The 15,852-nt window shown below is 69.0% G+C and carries 10 protein-coding genes; 3 read left to right on the top strand and 7 right to left on the bottom strand.

Annotated features, from left to right (window positions below; translation table 11 throughout):
• The first annotated feature begins 775 nt into the window (after positions 1-775).
• Positions 776-3,130, top strand: coding sequence for a P-loop NTPase fold protein (locus HUA74_RS05955; RefSeq protein WP_174453766.1), 2,355 nt, complete (start codon positions 776-778; stop codon positions 3,128-3,130).
• 9 nt (positions 3,131-3,139) lie between these two features.
• Here the strand turns inward: HUA74_RS05955 and HUA74_RS05950 are convergent, their stop codons facing one another.
• Positions 3,140-3,724, bottom strand: a complete 585-nt coding sequence (locus tag HUA74_RS05950; protein ID WP_217442072.1) for a Crp/Fnr family transcriptional regulator — start codon at positions 3,722-3,724, stop codon at positions 3,140-3,142.
• Positions 3,725-3,811: 87 nt separating this feature from the next.
• Here HUA74_RS05950 and HUA74_RS05945 point away from each other — a divergent pair, with 87 nt between their 5' ends.
• Positions 3,812-4,258 carry an isoprenylcysteine carboxylmethyltransferase family protein gene (locus HUA74_RS05945; RefSeq protein ID WP_174453764.1) on the top strand — a complete coding sequence of 149 codons (447 nt, stop codon included), beginning with the start codon at positions 3,812-3,814 and terminating at the stop codon, positions 4,256-4,258.
• Between the two features lie 223 nt (positions 4,259-4,481).
• Positions 4,482-5,006 carry a hypothetical protein gene (locus HUA74_RS05940; RefSeq protein ID WP_141642623.1) on the top strand — a complete coding sequence of 175 codons (525 nt, stop codon included), beginning with the start codon at positions 4,482-4,484 and terminating at the stop codon, positions 5,004-5,006.
• 36 nt (positions 5,007-5,042) lie between these two features.
• Here the strand turns inward: HUA74_RS05940 and HUA74_RS46580 are convergent, their stop codons facing one another.
• Genes HUA74_RS46580 through HUA74_RS05910 form a run of 6 tightly spaced genes read right to left on the bottom strand, consistent with a single transcriptional unit; the run spans position 5,043 to position 15,845 of the window.
• Positions 5,043-6,377: a PAS domain-containing sensor histidine kinase gene (locus HUA74_RS46580; RefSeq protein WP_217442565.1), complete on the bottom strand. Its 1,335-nt coding sequence runs from the start codon at positions 6,375-6,377 to the stop codon at positions 5,043-5,045.
• A 35-nt stretch (positions 6,378-6,412) separates the two neighbouring features.
• A complete protein-coding gene (locus tag HUA74_RS05930) occupies positions 6,413-7,852 on the bottom strand; it encodes a sigma-54 dependent transcriptional regulator (protein WP_217442560.1) in 1,440 nt (479 codons plus the stop codon).
• 32 nt (positions 7,853-7,884) lie between these two features.
• Entirely contained in the window at positions 7,885-10,290 is a 2,406-nt protein-coding gene (locus tag HUA74_RS05925) for an ABC transporter permease (RefSeq protein WP_174453762.1), read from the bottom strand.
• Between the two features lie 18 nt (positions 10,291-10,308).
• The gene (locus HUA74_RS05920) at positions 10,309-10,986 is read right to left on the bottom strand and encodes an ABC transporter ATP-binding protein (RefSeq protein WP_141642619.1); all 678 of its coding nucleotides are present in this window, start codon (positions 10,984-10,986) and stop codon (positions 10,309-10,311) included.
• A 17-nt stretch (positions 10,987-11,003) separates the two neighbouring features.
• Positions 11,004-13,412 carry an ABC transporter permease gene (locus HUA74_RS05915; RefSeq protein ID WP_174453761.1) on the bottom strand — a complete coding sequence of 803 codons (2,409 nt, stop codon included), beginning with the start codon at positions 13,410-13,412 and terminating at the stop codon, positions 11,004-11,006.
• Positions 13,413-13,424: 12 nt separating this feature from the next.
• Positions 13,425-15,845 (bottom strand): ABC transporter permease, encoded by a 2,421-nt coding sequence (locus HUA74_RS05910; protein ID WP_174453760.1) that lies wholly within the window; start codon positions 15,843-15,845, stop codon positions 13,425-13,427.
• Positions 15,846-15,852 lie beyond the last annotated feature (7 nt).

The raw sequence follows: 15,852 nt of genomic DNA, 5'->3' as shown, positions 1-15,852 counted from the left end.
TTCCTTCGTGCGCGTGACGGTGCCAACATCGTTGGCGCAGTGCATTCGCGCAGGGGGGGACATGCAACGACCGGAAGAGGATGAGAGCGTCGAGGCGGCCGAGGACTCTGGGCCGCGCATGGTCCGCTTCCAGGACATGGATACGGGTGCGGTGACGGAGATGGGCCCCGTTTCCGAAGATTTCGCCACGCTGCTTGGACGCGCGGCCCAGCTCTCCGTGGCTACCGATGATCGCCCCTCTGCGCTGTCCCTCAGCGCTGCTCGAGCCCACATATCCTTCGCATCATTGATGGGCGCCGTTGGCAGATCAGATGACCCAGTGTCTACCTGGATGAAGCGGGTTGCTGAGCAGCCCAGCGCCGGCGGCATGCCTCGCCTCCTATCTACCGCACACTTGGCTTCCCCTCAGATTTCGCATCTCGAATCCATGGAACATCCCATGGAGATGCTGAAGGCTCCCCTGACGTGGACTGCCTCGGCACGACGCGCCTTGCATGAGGCCGAAAAGCTCCGCACCAGAGGCCCTCATAGTCCTCAACAGTTTCTGGATGTGCGCCATCTCGTAGCGGCGTTCCTGTGGCTACCAAAATTCCACGACAGCGACTTCTACGAGATGCAACTGGACAGACAGCAACTCCGCAGCCAGTTCGCCGAGTTCGTATCCACGTTGCATCCCGAGGAGACGACGTTCTGGATGGGGATAATCCCTCTCAAATTCTCCAGAGGACACCCACAGACAGAACCACCACCCACGCCAGCCTCGCCCCTGAGCTGGTTGGACAACGACACACAGCGCACCCTCTATTCTCCTCGCTACGACGCCGACGGGCGGGAGAACGAAGACCTCCTGGACATCGACCGTGACGTCGATGCGCTCAGTGCGCTGATTGCCTCGCGCACCATGGCGCCACCGCTGTCCATCGGCGTGTTCGGAGACTGGGGCTCGGGCAAGTCGTTCTTCATGCACCACCTGCGCAAACGGGTGGAGGAACTCGCGGGCCGGGCCGTGAAGTCCCAGCGTCCCCAGCGGGAAGTGGCCTTCTACAAGAACATCATCCAGATCGAATTCAACGCTTGGCACTACGCGGAAGGCAACCTGTGGGCCAGCCTCGTCGAACACATCTTCCGCAACCTCCGGAAGCGACAGGACGAGCCCGAAGCAGACATCGGCAAACGCAGGGATGACCTGCTGACACGGCTCGCCCAGCGGGAAGCAGAGCTGCTCAAGAAGCAGGCCGAGGTCACCGCGAAGGAAGCCGAGGTCGCGCTGGCGCAGCAGAAGGTCGGCGAACTGGAGCAACAGAAGGAATCAAAGCGCGTCGAGTTGGAGCAAGCCCTCTCCGAAAAGCGCACCCTGCTCGAGTTGATGCCCGCCACATTGAAGCTTGAGGAGGGTGTCCAGCAGCGGGCCACCGCATGGCTGGCTGAAACAGGCTTCAGCTCCCTGGGACGCACGGCCTTCGATTTGCGGGATGCCCTCGGCAATGCCCAGGCCGAGCTGAGACAGACCGGCGGATTCGTCGCATCCCTCTTGGATACGCGGAGCGCGAACAAACGACTGCGTCCTCCCGCCATCATCTTGATCGTCTCTCTCGCCGTGAGCCTGGCGCTTCCGTTCGTGCTCGACGAGTTCGGTAAGCAGGATCTCGCGGGCCTGATGGCTGGACTCACGACACTGACAGGCCTCGTGGGCTCCGTGACGCTCTGGCTCCAGCGGCAGACCGCGTGGCTGCGAGAGCGGCGGGAGCAGAACGAGAAGCGACTGCGCGAAGTCGAGCAGGCCATCGAAACCGAACTCCAGAATCGACTCAAGCCGCTCGATGAAGCCGCACAAGTCGCTCGGGAGCAGGTCGCCTCACTGGCCCAGGCGGAGGAACAGCAACGAGCGTCCATGGCCAAGGCCCAGGACGAAGTCCTCCAACTGAAGCAAGCCATCGCCGAACTCTCCAGCGCGCGGCTGCTCGACAAGTTCATCGAGAACCGCACCGGCAGCGACGACTACCGCAAGCACCTGGGACTCGTCGCCCTCATCCGCAGGGACTTCGAGGAGCTGTCGCGACTGATGGAGGCGGTCAACCGCGACGAACAGACGGACCCGAACGTCCCCGCCATCAATCGCATCGTCCTCTACATCGACGACCTGGACCGCTGCTCGCAAGACACCGTGGTGAAGGTGCTCCAGGCCGTGCACCTGCTCCTCGCCTTCCCACTGTTCGTCGTCGTCGTGGGCGTGGACTCGCGCTGGGTGGCGCGCTGCCTGAACCACACCTTCAAGGACCTGCTGAAGATGGAGGACCCGAACGCCCTGCCCCTGGATGCGATGACCCCAGGAGCCACGGCCTACGACTACCTGGAGAAGATCTTCCAGATTCCCATCTGGCTGCGGCCCGTGAGCAGCGACCACCGCTCGAGCATGTTGCGCGGCTTGTTGGCCCGTCCTTCCGCGGAAGAGCACTCGCGGGAGGCCACGGTCCTGGAGCTGAAGCCCAGGCTCGTCGTTGACACCCCAGGCACCGCCAATTTCTGGGGAGATTTGGACAACAGCGCACAGGACACACGGGATCCGCTGAAGGTCGTGTGGCCCACGAGCGCCGCACCGCAAGCAGCAGCATCCGTACACGGCAAGCCGAAGTCCTCCGCATCCTCCAGCCACGCCCAGGTCGCGTCGAATGAACAGGAAGAGCTCAATCCTCCCGGCCTCGTCATCAGCGAGAGAGAACTGGCGTTCATCGACTGTCTCGGCCCGCTGCTGAGCCCCACGCCTCGTGTGCTCAAGCGCTTCGCCAACACCTATCGACTCATCAAGGCGTGTGTCCCGAGCGCGGGACAGACCGAGTTCATGGGCGAGGGACAGGAGGGAACCTCTCCGTCCCAGATGTGCCTGTTGCTGCTGGCGCTGGTGACCTCGAAGCCCCAGCTCGCCGAGGAGTTCTTCGCGCGGCTCAAGCGCTACGAACACGACAAGGAGCTGCTCACGCTCCAAGCGCTCGACCTCCCCTCCGACGAGCCCGAGCCCGTCATCTCGGAGCTGTTCACCTGGCTCCGCGCCATGCCACCCGCCATCCAGAGCACTCCGCTCACCCTGGTCCGGAAGCTCGTCCCCTGGGTCACCCGCTTCAGCTTCCGGTAGGTACACGCCTCACGACGCCCGTCGCCCTCGCAGCCGTGAACGGATGCGACTGAGCGCCACGGGCGTGACGCGGATGTAGCTCGCGATATCCCGCTGCGACAGCAGCGGCGCCAGGTCCGGGTGCTCGTCCAGGAACCGCTGGTAGCGCTCCTCCGCGGACAGCGTGAGCAACTCCATCTCCCGCTTCTCCTTGCGCAGCCCATAGACCTCGAAGGCCCGGCTCACCGCCCGCTGCCACTCCAGGTGGCGCGACGCCAGCCTCCGCACCTCGCCATAGTCGAGCTGCTCCACCCGCGACTCCACCACCGCCTGCGTGGAGAAGCTCGTGACGCCTCCCGGCGCCAGCGCCACCAGACTCGCGAAACACGTCCCCTCCCCCGCGAACGCCTTCACCCAGGCGCCACCCTCGCTCGTCTCGTAGACCATCTTCACCAGCCCGCGCGTGACGATGAAGATGCTCGGCCGCGCCTCGCCCACGTGGAAGAGGTACTCGCCCTTGCGCAGCGTCTTCGCGCGCAGCAGCGGCGCCACCGCGTCCCACCCCGGCAGCGCGCTCCCCGCCAGACCCCGCAGCACCTCCCTCGCCGTCGTCACGGACACCTCTCAACGTAAACCCGGGTTAACGACGCCGCTCCCCCGCACCGGAAGACTGCGCGCCACCAACGCACGGAGACATCCACGATGCGAGCCCTCTTCCTTCCCCCCGTCGTCCTGCTGGCGTCCATGGGCGTCATGGTCCTCCTGAACAGGACCGCCCCGCTGCACGAGCTGTGGGGGCGCCCCTGGAGCTGGCTCGGAGGCGCCTTGCTGCTCGCGGGAATCGCCGTCGCCCAATGGCACGCCCGACTCTTCAAGAAGCTGGGCACCAACATCAACACCTTCGGGGACCCCGGCACCCTCACGCGCGAGGGCCTGTTCCGCTTCACCCGCAACCCCATGTACCTGGGCTTCGTCGCGAGCCTCGTCGGCCTGGGCATCACCCTGGGGTCGGTCTCACCCTTCGTCGTGCCGCTCGCCTTCGGCCTGCTCACCCACTTCTGGTACATCCGCGTCGAGGAACAGGCCCTGCTCCAGAAATTCGGCGGCCAGTACGTCGAATATCAACGCGCCGTCCGCCGGTGGCTTTGACGCCCGGCGTCGCCCGCATCGAGAGGCGTCAACTCCCGGAGTCTCCTCGGGTTTCCACCCCCGGCCCTTCGCCGACGGCTGAATCCGCGTTCAGCTCGGCGCAACCCCCGTGGCGTCAGGACACAAGCGGTTGTCGCCCACGATGTTTCAAGACATGGGACTCATCACGTTCTGTCAGATGAACAGCCCTCGGTCGCCCAGGCCGAAGCACGGGGGGGAACACATGGTTTCGCTCGACGGGTCCACGCTGAGACTCTGGAAGACGCTGAGTTGCTTCCTCCGAGTCCTCATGACGCAGGTGCTCTACGTCGCACCGCTCTTCTGGTTCATGGAGCTGTCCCAGAACGTGGCCTGGCGCTGGATGAACAAGGACTGGGGCTGGTACTACCCCGAGTCCCCGTACCACTGGTTCTCCTTCGGCAGCATGATGCTCTGGGCTGGATGCGTCGGCCTGCTGTGGACCCTGCACTACTTCTGGTTCTACCCGCAGCGCGTCAAGGTCTGGACGCGCGTCGCCATCGGCGCCCTGGTCTGCTGGATGGGCGAGTGGTTCGGCGGCTACATGGCGGCCAACGTCTTCAACCACCCGCTGCAAGTGTGGCCCGGCTCGCCGCTCGTCTACGTCCACTACGCCGCCATCTTCTTCTGGGTGAGCAACGTCATCGTCTATCACCTCGTCACGGTGAACGTGGTGGACCTCACGCCCACGTATGACGCGCCGCCGGACACCGGCGCCCAGGTGGCCTGAAGTCCCCAAAGCCTGGGAGCCCGAGGGCCCGACGTCTCAGCCCAGGGCCAGCGCCGCGGTGCTCGCGCCGTGAGCTTCCAGCGGCAACTTCAACCGCGCCCGGCACCCACGTCCCTCGGGACGGTTCTCCAGGCGCAGCGTTCCGCCGTGCGCCTCCGCGATTTGCCGACACAGCGCGAGGCCGATGCCACTGCCCTGCGGCTTCGTGGTGAAGAAGGGCACGAAGAGGTTGCCCGTGTCCGCAAGGCCCGGGCCCTCGTCCTCCACCCAGACCTCCACCGCGCCCGGCGTCAGCACCGCCCATGACACCCAGACCTGTGCGCCCGGGGCCTCGCCCAGCACCGCGTCCACCGCGTTGCGCACCAGGTTGATGAGCAGCTGCTCCAACTGGTCGGAGTCTCCGCGCACCGCCAACGCCGGCCCCGCCCGCACCGACACCGGCCGCCGCTTCTCCAGCGCCGCCACCCGCCGCACCCAGCCGTCCACCTCCACCCCCGCCAGCACCGGGGGCGGCAGCCGCGCCAGTCGCGCATACGCGGACATGAAGCGCGCCAGCGCCTCCGAGCGCCTCGCGACGATGCCCAGGCCGCTCTTCGCGTCGTCCTCCCAATCCGAGGGACGCGGCTCCATCAACAGCGTGTCGCGCAGCGCCTCGGCAATCGATTGGATGGGCGCCAGCGAGTTGTTGATTTCATGGCTCAGCACCCGCACCAGCCGCCGCCACGCCTCGCGCTCCTGCTCACGCAACGCCAGCCGCAGATCCGCCAGCACCACCAGGTGATGCGGCAGGCCGCCCTGGCGGAAACCACCGCGCCGCAGCTCGTATGGCCCGCCCTCCTCCACGAAGGAGCGCGACAACCTCCGAGGCGCCGGGCCGTCCAGCAGGTCCGCCAGCCCCAGCGAGCCAGCCCCCTTGCCCATCAACTGCGAGCGCGACTGGCCCAACAGCTTCTCACCCGCGCGATTCACCAGCCGCAGCGTGCCCGCGACATCGAAGGCGAGCACCGCGACGTCAATCTCCTCCATCACCTGCTCGAGCAGCGCTCCGGCCTCCAGCGCCCCCAGTCGCTGCTCGCGCAAGGTGTCGCCCAGGGCGTTCACCTCCAGCAGCACCTCGCCCAGCGCATCCCCCACCCGCGCGCCGCGACCGCGCGTCGAGTAGTCCCCCTCGCGCAGCGCCGCCAACAGGTTCGCCAGCGCGTGCAGGGGCCGCATCACCCGCTCGCGGACCAGGAGCCCCACACCCAGGAAGACGCCCACCACCAACGTGGACAGCGTCCAGCGGACCTTGGATGAAAAGTCTCCCGTCCACACCAGCGCGAGCGAGACCACCCCTCCCGGCAGACCCGCCAGCCACGTCAGGGCGAGCATCTGCAGGTCATGTGGCCAGGGCTCGCGCTTGCGTCTCACCGGGCTCCCTTGATTCCGTAGTACTGGAGCCGACGGTACAGCGCGCTGCGCGACAGGCCCAGTCCCTTCGCCGCCTCGCTCACGTTGCCCTCATGCCTCGCCAGCGCGCGCTCGATGAGGTAGCGCTCCACCTCTTCCAGCGTCATCTCCTCCAGCCGCGACAGGCCCTCGCGACCCGCCCGGCGCAAGAGCAGGTCCTCCGCGGACACATCGTCCCCCACCGCCATCAGCAGCGAGCGCTCCACCGCGTGCTCCAGCTCGCGCACGTTGCCCGGCCACGGGTAGGCCAGGAGCGCCTCCAGCGCCCCCGGCGTCAGCCGCGCCGCGTTGCGCCCGTAGCGCTTGCCGTGCTCGGCCAGGAAGTGCGACGCCAACAGCGGGATGTCCTCGCGGCGCTCACGCAGCGGCGGCAACGGCACCTCCACCGTGTTGAGGCGGTACAGCAGGTCCTCGCGGAAGCGGCCCTCGGCCACCGCCTTGGCCAGGTCCACGTTGGTGGCGCTCACCACCCGCACATCCACGCGCCGCGTCTTCGACGAGCCCACCGGGTGCAACTCCCCCGTCTGGAGCACGCGCAAGAGCTTCGCCTGCTGCGACAACGGCATGTTCCCAATCTCATCCAGGAACAGCGTGCCGCCATCCGCCAGCTCGAAGCAGCCGATGCGGTCCGCCTTCGCGTCGGTGAAGGCGCCCTTCACATGGCCAAAAAGCTCGCTCTCGAAGACGCCCTCGGAGAGTCCTCCCGAGTTGACGGCCACGAAGGCCCGGTCCGCGCGCGTGGAGGACGCGTGCAGCAGTCTGGCCACCACTTCCTTGCCCGTGCCGTGCTCACCCGTCACCAGCACGTTGGCCCCGGACGGCGCCACGCGCTCAATCATCCGGCGCACCGGCACCATGGCGCGCGACTCGGACACCATGGTGGGCAGGCCACCCTGGCCGCGCCGCAGGTGCTGATTCTCCTCTTCCAGCCGGCGGCTGCGCTTGAGCGCCCGGCCCAGCTCCAACTGCGTGCGCAGCGTGGCGAGCAGGCGCGTGTTGTCCCACGGCTTCTGCACGTAGTCGCGCGCGCCACCACGCATCGCCTCCACCGCGCCCTCCACGCTGCTCCACGCCGTCATCACCACGACGGGCAACGCCGCGTCCTGCGCGCGGATGCGGCCAAGCAGGTCCATGCCCTCTCGCCCGGACGTGGTGTCCCGCGCGTAGTTCAGGTCCATCAGCACCAGGTCCACGTCCTCGGCTTCCAGCGTGGCGAGCGCTCCAGCGGGCGACTGCGCGGTGACGATGGTGTGCCCGTCCCGCTTCAACAGCAGGCGCAGGGCCTCCAGCACGTCGGCCTGGTCATCCGCGATGAGGATGCGCGAGGGACGCGTGGCGATGGGAGCGGAGACAGGGGTGACGACGGAGACAGGGAGGGGTTCGGACACGGGGAACATCCAGGAAGAAAGAGTGCCAGAAACAAAGAGGCTCAGCCGCGACGCAAGACGGCGGCGGGGTCCGCGTTGGCGGCCTTGCGCGCCGGCAGCCAGCTCGCCAGCCAGGCCGTGCCCAATAGCAGCAGCGAGACAGAAGCCAAGACCGAAACATCCAGCGCCCCCATCCCGTAGAGCAGACCTTCCATGATGCGGTGGGCCGCCAGCGCCCCGAGCAGGCCCAGCACCAACCCCAGCCCCACTCGCCGCAGCGCCTGCCCCACCACCAGTCTCAGGACATCCGCCGCGCGTGCGCCCAGCGCCATGCGCACGCTCATCTCGTGTTCGCGCTGTGACACCGAGTAGGACATCACGCCGTAGATGCCCACCGCGGCCAGCACCAGCGCCAGCAAACCAAAGGCCCCCAGCAACACCGCCCGGAAGCGCGGCTGCCCCAGGTCCGAGGACAGCCGGTCCTCCAGCGTGCCCACACGCGCGAGCGCCACCATGGAGTCCACCGCGCGCAGCTCCTCGCGCACCACCGACTCCAGCTTCCTCGGGTCCAGGCCCGGCGCCGCCCGCACCGCGAGCTGCCCGTCCGTCGTCGGCTCCTGCGCCATGGGGACGTACGCGGTGGGCTCGTGCCCCACCTCCACGCCCGCGTACGCCACGTCCGCCACCACGCCCACCACCGTCGTCCACAGCGGGTTTCCATCCGCGTCGTCGCCACCGAAGGAGACTCGGCGGCCCAGCGCGTCCTCGCCGGCGAAGACCTCGCGCGCGAAGCGCTCGCTCACCACCATGACCCTTGGCGCGTTCGCTCCGTCCGACTCCGTCAGCAGGCGCCCCGCGAGCAGCGGCACGCGCAGCGCCTCCAGGAAGCCCGGCGTGGTGACGTTGATGAGCGCGTCGGGCCGCACCGGCGGGTCCTCGGTTCCCTCCTTCCAGTAGCCCGAGCGCGAGAGGGAGCCGCCCGCCGGGAGGCTGCCGCCCACGCCCACGCCAGCGACCTCCGGACGCGCGGCGAGCCGCGCCGTCAGCTCCCGGTGGAAGGCTTCCGTCCGCTCCGGCGTGTCATAGCGGCTCTGCGGCAGCGCCAGTCGGGCCACGAAGACACCCACCGGGTCCAGGCCCGGGTCGGCCTGGTACATCCGCCAGAAGCTCTTCAGCATCAACCCCGCCCCGGTGACGAGCATCAGCGCGAGCGCCACCTCCGCCACCACCAGCACCGCGTGCGTGCGGCCCCGCGACTTCTCCGTCGCCCCACGCCCCAGCACCGTCGCCGGCGAGAGCTGCGAGCGCTGGAGCGCCGGCACCAGCCCCACGCCCACGCCCGTCGTCAGCGTCACCGCCAACGCGAAGAGCAGCACGCGGCCATGCACCGCCACCTCGCCCGCCCGGGGCAGCGTGTTGGCCCCCAGCATCATCAACAAATCGGTGGCCCACAGCGCCAGCAGCACGCCGCCCACGCCGCCCAGCAGCGCCAGCAGCACGCTCTCCGTGAGGAGCTGACGCACCAGCCGGCCGCGCCCAGCGCCCAGCGCCACGCGGATGCCCAGCTCACGCTGCCGCGCCGCCGCCCGCGCGAGCTGCAGGTGCGCCACGTTGGCCGCCGCCAGCAGCAACACCAGGGACACCGCGCCCAGCAGCACCCACAGGAGCAGGCTGACGCCCTGGGTGAGGGAGTCGGCGTAGCGGACCACCCCCAGCTTCAGGGTCGCGTCGTCCCGTGAGAGGAGCTCCTCGTTCAGGCTCTTCAGCTCGTGGCGGACCGACTCGAGCGTCGCGCCAGGAACAAGCCTCGCCGCGACGGCGAAGGAGCGGAAGCCCCGCTCGGTGCGCTCCTCCGACGTGGCCGCGCCAGGAAGGCTGTCGAAGGGCACCCAGACCTCGGTGGTGTGGGCGGGCACGTCGAAGGACGGCGGCATCACCCCAATCACCGTGTAGGGCTGACCGCCCAGGGTCAGCGTGCGGCCCAGCACGCCCTCGCCGCCGCCCGCCTTCATCCAGCGCGAATGCGAGATGACGGCCAGCCGCGCGTCGCGCTCCTCGGGCGCGAAGGTCCTCCCCAGCATCGGCTTCATGCCGAACGCCCCGAAGAAGTCCCCCACCACCACCGCGCCGCGAAGCTGCTCGGCGTCCCCGTGGCCGGTGAGGTTCATCAACCGTTGGCCGTACGCGGTCATCGAGCGCAGCCGCGTGGAGAGCCGCGCGACGTCCTCGTAGTTGGGCAGGCTGTAGCGCGCCAGCAACTTCCCGGGCTTATCGGTGGACATCACCACCAGCCGGTCCGGATCCGGAAACGGCAGTGGACGCAGCAGCACCGCGTCCACCACGCTGAACAGCGCCGTCGTCACCCCGATGCCCAGCGTCAGCACCAGCACCGCCGCCAGGGTGAAGACAGGCGACTGGCGCATCGTCCGCAGGGTGTACCGCACATCCATCGACACATCGCTCAGCATGGTGGCCTCGTGCCCTGCTCAGGTCTTCTGGAGCCAGCCGTCCGCCAGCTGGATGATGCGGTGGCCGAAGGCCGCGTTGGCCTCCGAGTGCGTCACCTGGATGATGGTGGTGCCCGCCTTGTTGAGCGTCTGGAACACCTCCATGATGTGCTTCGCCTGCTGCGAGTGGAGGTTGCCCGTCGGCTCGTCCGCCAGCAGGATTTTCGGCGTGGCGATGAGCGCTCGCGCGATGCCCACCAACTGCTGCTGTCCACCGGAGAGCTGCGCGGGGAACAGGTCCTTCTTCCCCACCAGTTGGAAGCGGTCCAGCATGTCGCCCACCAACGCCTCGCGCTCACCGCGCTTGAGGTTGCGGTAGGACAGCGGCACCTCCAGGTTCTCCGCCACCGTCAGGTTGTCCAGCAGGTGGTACTGCTGGAAGACGAAGCCGATGGTGCGCCGGGACAACTCGCCGCGCTCCTTCGGCTTCATCGCGTGCACGGCCTGCCCGTCCAGGACGTACTCGCCCTTCCACTCGGCATCGAGCATGCCGAGCACGGCCAGCAGCGTGGACTTGCCCGCGCCGGACGGGCCCATCAGGGTGACGAACTCGCCGGGCTGGATGTCCAGGTCGATGTTGCGCAGCACCCAGGTGCGGCCCCCCGCCAACGGGTACGACTTTTCGACCTGACGCAATGAGATGAGAGGTGAGGACATGGGAGGTGCTTTCGTGCTCACTCGGAGCGCAAGGAAACGATGGGGTCCACGCGAGAGGCCCGCCGCGCCGGCAGCCACGTCGCCAGGAGCGTCACGCCGCCCAGGAGCGCCGCCACCGCGGTGAAGGTCCACGGGTCATACGCCGTCACGCCGTACAGCATGCTGCCCAAGAGGTGGGCCAGGCCCAGCGACATCACCAGCCCCACCCCCACGCCCAGCCCCGCCAGCTTCAGCCCCTGGCGCAGCACCATCACCAACACGTCGGAGCTGGCCGCGCCCAGCGCCATGCGGATGCCCATCTCCCGCGTGCGCCGCGCCACCGAGTAGCCCACGACGCCAGCGATGCCCAGCGCCGCCAGCAACAGCGCCGTGCCGGCGAACAGTCCCATCAACAGGGCGGACAGGCTGCTGGAGCTGATGGACTCATCCACCAGTCGCGCCAGCGGCGCCACGCCGAACAGCGGCACGTCCGCGTCCACCGCGCGCAGCTCCGCCTCGATGGACGCGCGCAGCGCCTCCGGCTCCCCCGCCTTCACCCGGACCACGAGGCCCAGGTACGACGCGGGCGACGTCGGCAGCGACCAGTAGGCCGCGGGCCGCGCGGGCGAGGACAGCCCCCACTCGCGCAGGTCGTCCACGATGCCCACCACCGTCGCCCACTGCTTCCTCGGCTCGATTGACAGCCTCTGTCCCAGCGCGTTGCCCTGGGGCCAGTACACGTCCGCGAAGCGCTTGTTGATGACGACCTCCGGCACCGCGCCCACCTCGCCGATGCCCTGGTGCAGGCGGCCCTGAAGCAGCTTCACCCCCAGCGTGCTCAGGTATCCCGGGCTCGCCAGCCGGAAATCCACCGCGGGCAGCAGCTCGCCCTGCACCTCCGGCCGGCTCTCGAACTCGAGGCCGCTCGTGGAGATGCCACCCAACGGCAGCATGTTGGTGAGCCCCACGGACTCCACGCCCGGCAAGGCCTCCAGGCGCTCCAGCAGCTCGCGCTGGAAGGCCAGCTTGCGGGCGGGCTCCGCGAAGCGCGCCTCAGGCAGCGCGAGCCGACCGGTGAGCACACCCTCGGGCTTGAAGCCCGCGTCGACGCCTCGCAACGCGAGCAGGCTCTTCACGAACAGGCCCGCCCCCACCAGCAGCACCAGCGCGAAGGCCACCTGCGCCACCACCAGCCCCGAGCGCAACCGGCCCGAACGGCCACTCTCCGAGCCTCGCGAGCCCTCGCGCATCGTCGCATTCAGGTCCGCGCGACTCGCCTGGAGCGCCGGCACCAGTCCGAACACCAGGCCCGTGAGGACGGAGACGCCCATCGTGAAGCACACCGACGTCACATCCAGCTTCACGTGCGCCATGCGCGGCAGTCCGTCTCCCATGAAGGCCAGGAGCGCATCCGTGCCCCACATCGCCAGGAGCAACCCCAGCGCGCCACCCGCCAGGGACAACACGAGGCTCTCCGTGAGGAACTGCGCCACCAGCCGGCCACGGCTCGCGCCCAGCGCCGCGCGGATGGACACCTCGCGCTCACGCGCCGCCGCACGAGCCAGGAGCAGATTCGCCACGCTGCTGCATGCCACCAGCAGCACGCAGCCCACCGCGCCCAGCAACAGCCACAGCGTGCCACGCACGTCGCCCACCAGCTTGTCCTCCAACGAGGTGACGCGGATGGACCAGCCAATCCCCTGGTAGCGGGACTCCACCGCCTGCATGTCGAGGGCGACGCGAGCCATGTCCGCGCGCGCCTGCTCCAGCGTCACGCCCGGTTTCATCCGCGCCAGGCAGAAGAGGTAGCGCGTGGTGCGCTCCGAGACATGCTCCGGCAGCGGCACGAAGGGCACGTAGAGGTCGGCGCGCTCCGGGTGCACCACGCCGCGGGGCAGCACGCCCACCACCGTGTAGGGCTTGCCGTCGAGCTGCATCGTCTTGCCCAACACGCCGGGGTCCTCCGCGAAGTGCGCGCGCCACACCTTGTGCGTCAACACCACGACCTTCTCCCCACCCAGAGAGGCTTCCGCCTCGGTGAAGTTCCGGCCAAGCATCGGCGTCACGCCGAGCGTGGGGAGCAACGTGGCGGTGCCCTGCACCACGGCGAAGCGCTGCGCGGCGCCGCCTCCGGTCAGCGTCATGTCCCGCCAGTTGTAGGCGGCCACCGAGCTGAAGACTCGCGGCAGCGTGCGGAAGTCCTGGTACTCGGGCGTAGAGATGGAGATGCCCTCCAGGCCCACCGCCTGGATGTCGTTGGACACGGTGACCAGGCGCTCCGGCTCCGCGAGGGGCGGCGGCGTGAGCAGCACGCCGTTCACCACGCTGAACACCGCGCTGTTCGCGCCGATGCCCAGCGCCAACGCCAGCACCGCCACCAGCGTGAAACCCGGGCTCTTGCCCAGCGTGCGCAGCGCGTACCGCAGGTCTTGAATGAGGGTCTCCATCGACGCGCGCTCCTACTCCGCCTTCAAGGCGATGATGGGGTCCACCCGCGTCGCGCGGTGCGCCGGCAGCCACGTCGCACCCAGGGCCACGCCGCTCAGCAACGCGGCCACCCCGACGAAGGTCCACGGGTCATAGGCCGTCACACCGAACAGCAGCGTGCTCAAGAGCCGCGCCAGCACCAGTGACAACACCAGCCCCAGCAACACGCCCAACCCCGCCAGCGTCAGGCCCTGGCGCAGCACCAGCGACAGCACATCCGACTTCGTCGCGCCCAGCGCCATGCGGATGCCCATCTCCCGCGTGCGCCGCGCCACCGCGTAGCCGATGACTCCCGAGATTCCGAGCGCCGCGAGCAACAGCGCCGTGCTCGCGAACAAGCCCATCAGCACCGCCGTCAGCCTGCGCGAGCTGATGGACTCATCCACCCGCTGCACCATGGACGCCACGTTGAACCAGGGCAATTGGCCATCGAGCGCGAGCACCTCCGCTTCGATGGCCGTGCGCAATGACTCCGGGTGGCCCGACTTCGCCCGCACCGCCAGGTGGAGATTGGAGAGCGGAGTCTGCGCCACGGAGTAGTACGCTGTCGGACGCGCGGGCGTATCCAGTCCCCACTCGCGCAGGTCGTCGACGATGCCCACCACCGTGGCCCACTTCGCATCCGGCCGGTGCAACTTCAGTCGCTGGCCCAGCGCGTTGCCCCGCGGCCAGTAGAGGTTCGCGAAGGTCTGGTTGATGACCAGCGCCCCCGCCGCGTCCGGTCCATCCGTCTCCTGGAGCATGCGCCCGTCGCGCAGCCGCACCCGCAGCGTGCGCAGGTAGTCCGCGCTGGCGAAGCGCGTCTCCACCGCCGGCCATATCTCCCCCGGCGCCCGCATCCGCCCCTCGATGTCGAAGCTGGTGTCCGTCCTTCCACCCAAAGGCAGCCTGTTCGTCACCCCCGCGGACTCCACGCCGGGCAGCGCCTGCACGCGACGGAGCAGCTCCTGCTGGAAGGCCCGCTGGTCCTCCGGCCTCGCATACCGGGCGGCCGGCAGCGAGAGCTGACCGGTGAGCACGCCCTCGGGAGTGAAGCCCGCCTCCACCTGGGTCAGCGCCTGGAAGCTCCGCAGGAAGAGACCCGCGCCCACCAGCAACACCAACGCCAGGGCCACCTGCGTCACCACCAGCCCCGAGCGCAGCCAGCCCGCGTTGCGTCCCTCCGTTCCTCGCGAGCCCTCGCGCATCGTCGCGCTCAGGTCCGCGCGGCTCGCATGGAGCGCCGGCGCCAACCCGAAGACCAGGCCCGTGAGCAGCGACACCCCCAAGGTGAAGAAGACCGAGGCCGCATCCAGCCCCACCTTCTCCGCCCGAGGCAGCCCGTCTCCCACCATCGCCACCAGCGCGTCCGTGCCCCACACGGCCATCAGCAGGCCCAGTGCGCCGCCCAACGCGGACAGCGCGAAGCTCTCCGTGAGGAACTGCGCCAACAACCTGCCGCGCCCCGCGCCCAGCGCCGCGCGGATGGACACCTCGCGGCCCCTTGCCGCCGCCCGAGCCAGCAGGAGGTTGGCCACGCTGCCGCACGCCACCAGCAGCACGAAGCCCACCGCGCCCAGCAACAGCCAGAGCGTGCCGCGCACCCGGCCCACCACCTCGTCCTCCAGCGACTTCACGCTGATGGCCCAGCCGTAGCCCCCGTAGCTGCTCGCGTACAGGGTCTCCATCTCCTGGCCCACCCGCGCCATGTCCGCCCTCGCCGCCTCCAGCGTCACGCCGGGCTTCAACCGTCCCACCATGCTGAGGTAGTGGTTGCCGCGCACGTCTTCGGCCGCCTGCGCGGGCGTGGGCGCGAAGGGCGCGTACATGTCCGTGCCCGCCGGGTACTCCACGCCGGGCGGCAGCACACCCACCACCGTGTATGCGTTGCCATCCAGTTGCAGCACTCGGCCCAGCACCCGCGGGTCCCTGGCGAAATGCGTGCGCCACAGCTTGTCCGTCAGCACCAGCACGCGCTCCCGGCCCGGCGTCTCCTCTTCATGCGAGAAGGTGCGGCCCAGCGCCGGAGCCACGCCCAGGGTGGGGAACAGCGAGGCGGTGGAGAACATCACGGTGAGCCGCTCCGGCACGTCCCCTCCGGTGAGCGTGATGTCGCTCTCCACATAGGCCCCCACCGACGAGAAGGACTTGGGCATCGTGAGGTAGTCCCGGTACTCGGGCACCGACACCCAGATGTCCTTCAGGTCGGACCTGGCGTAGTTGCCCCAGACGTGGACCAGGCGCTCCGGCTCCGCGAACGGTGGAGGCCTGAGCAGCACGCCGTTCACCACGCTGAACACCGCGCTGTTCGCGCCGATGCCCAGCGCGAGCGCCAGCACCGCCACCAGCGTGAAGCCGGGGCTCTTGCCCAACGTGCGCAGCGCATACCGCAGGTCCTGGATGAAGGTCTCCATCGACGCG

Source organism: Myxococcus sp. CA051A (assembly GCF_013336705.1).
Taxonomy (GTDB): domain Bacteria; phylum Myxococcota; class Myxococcia; order Myxococcales; family Myxococcaceae; genus Myxococcus; species Myxococcus llanfairpwllgwyngyllgogerychwyrndrobwllllantysiliogogogochensis.
This window is presented reverse-complemented; position numbering and strand designations above follow the sequence as displayed.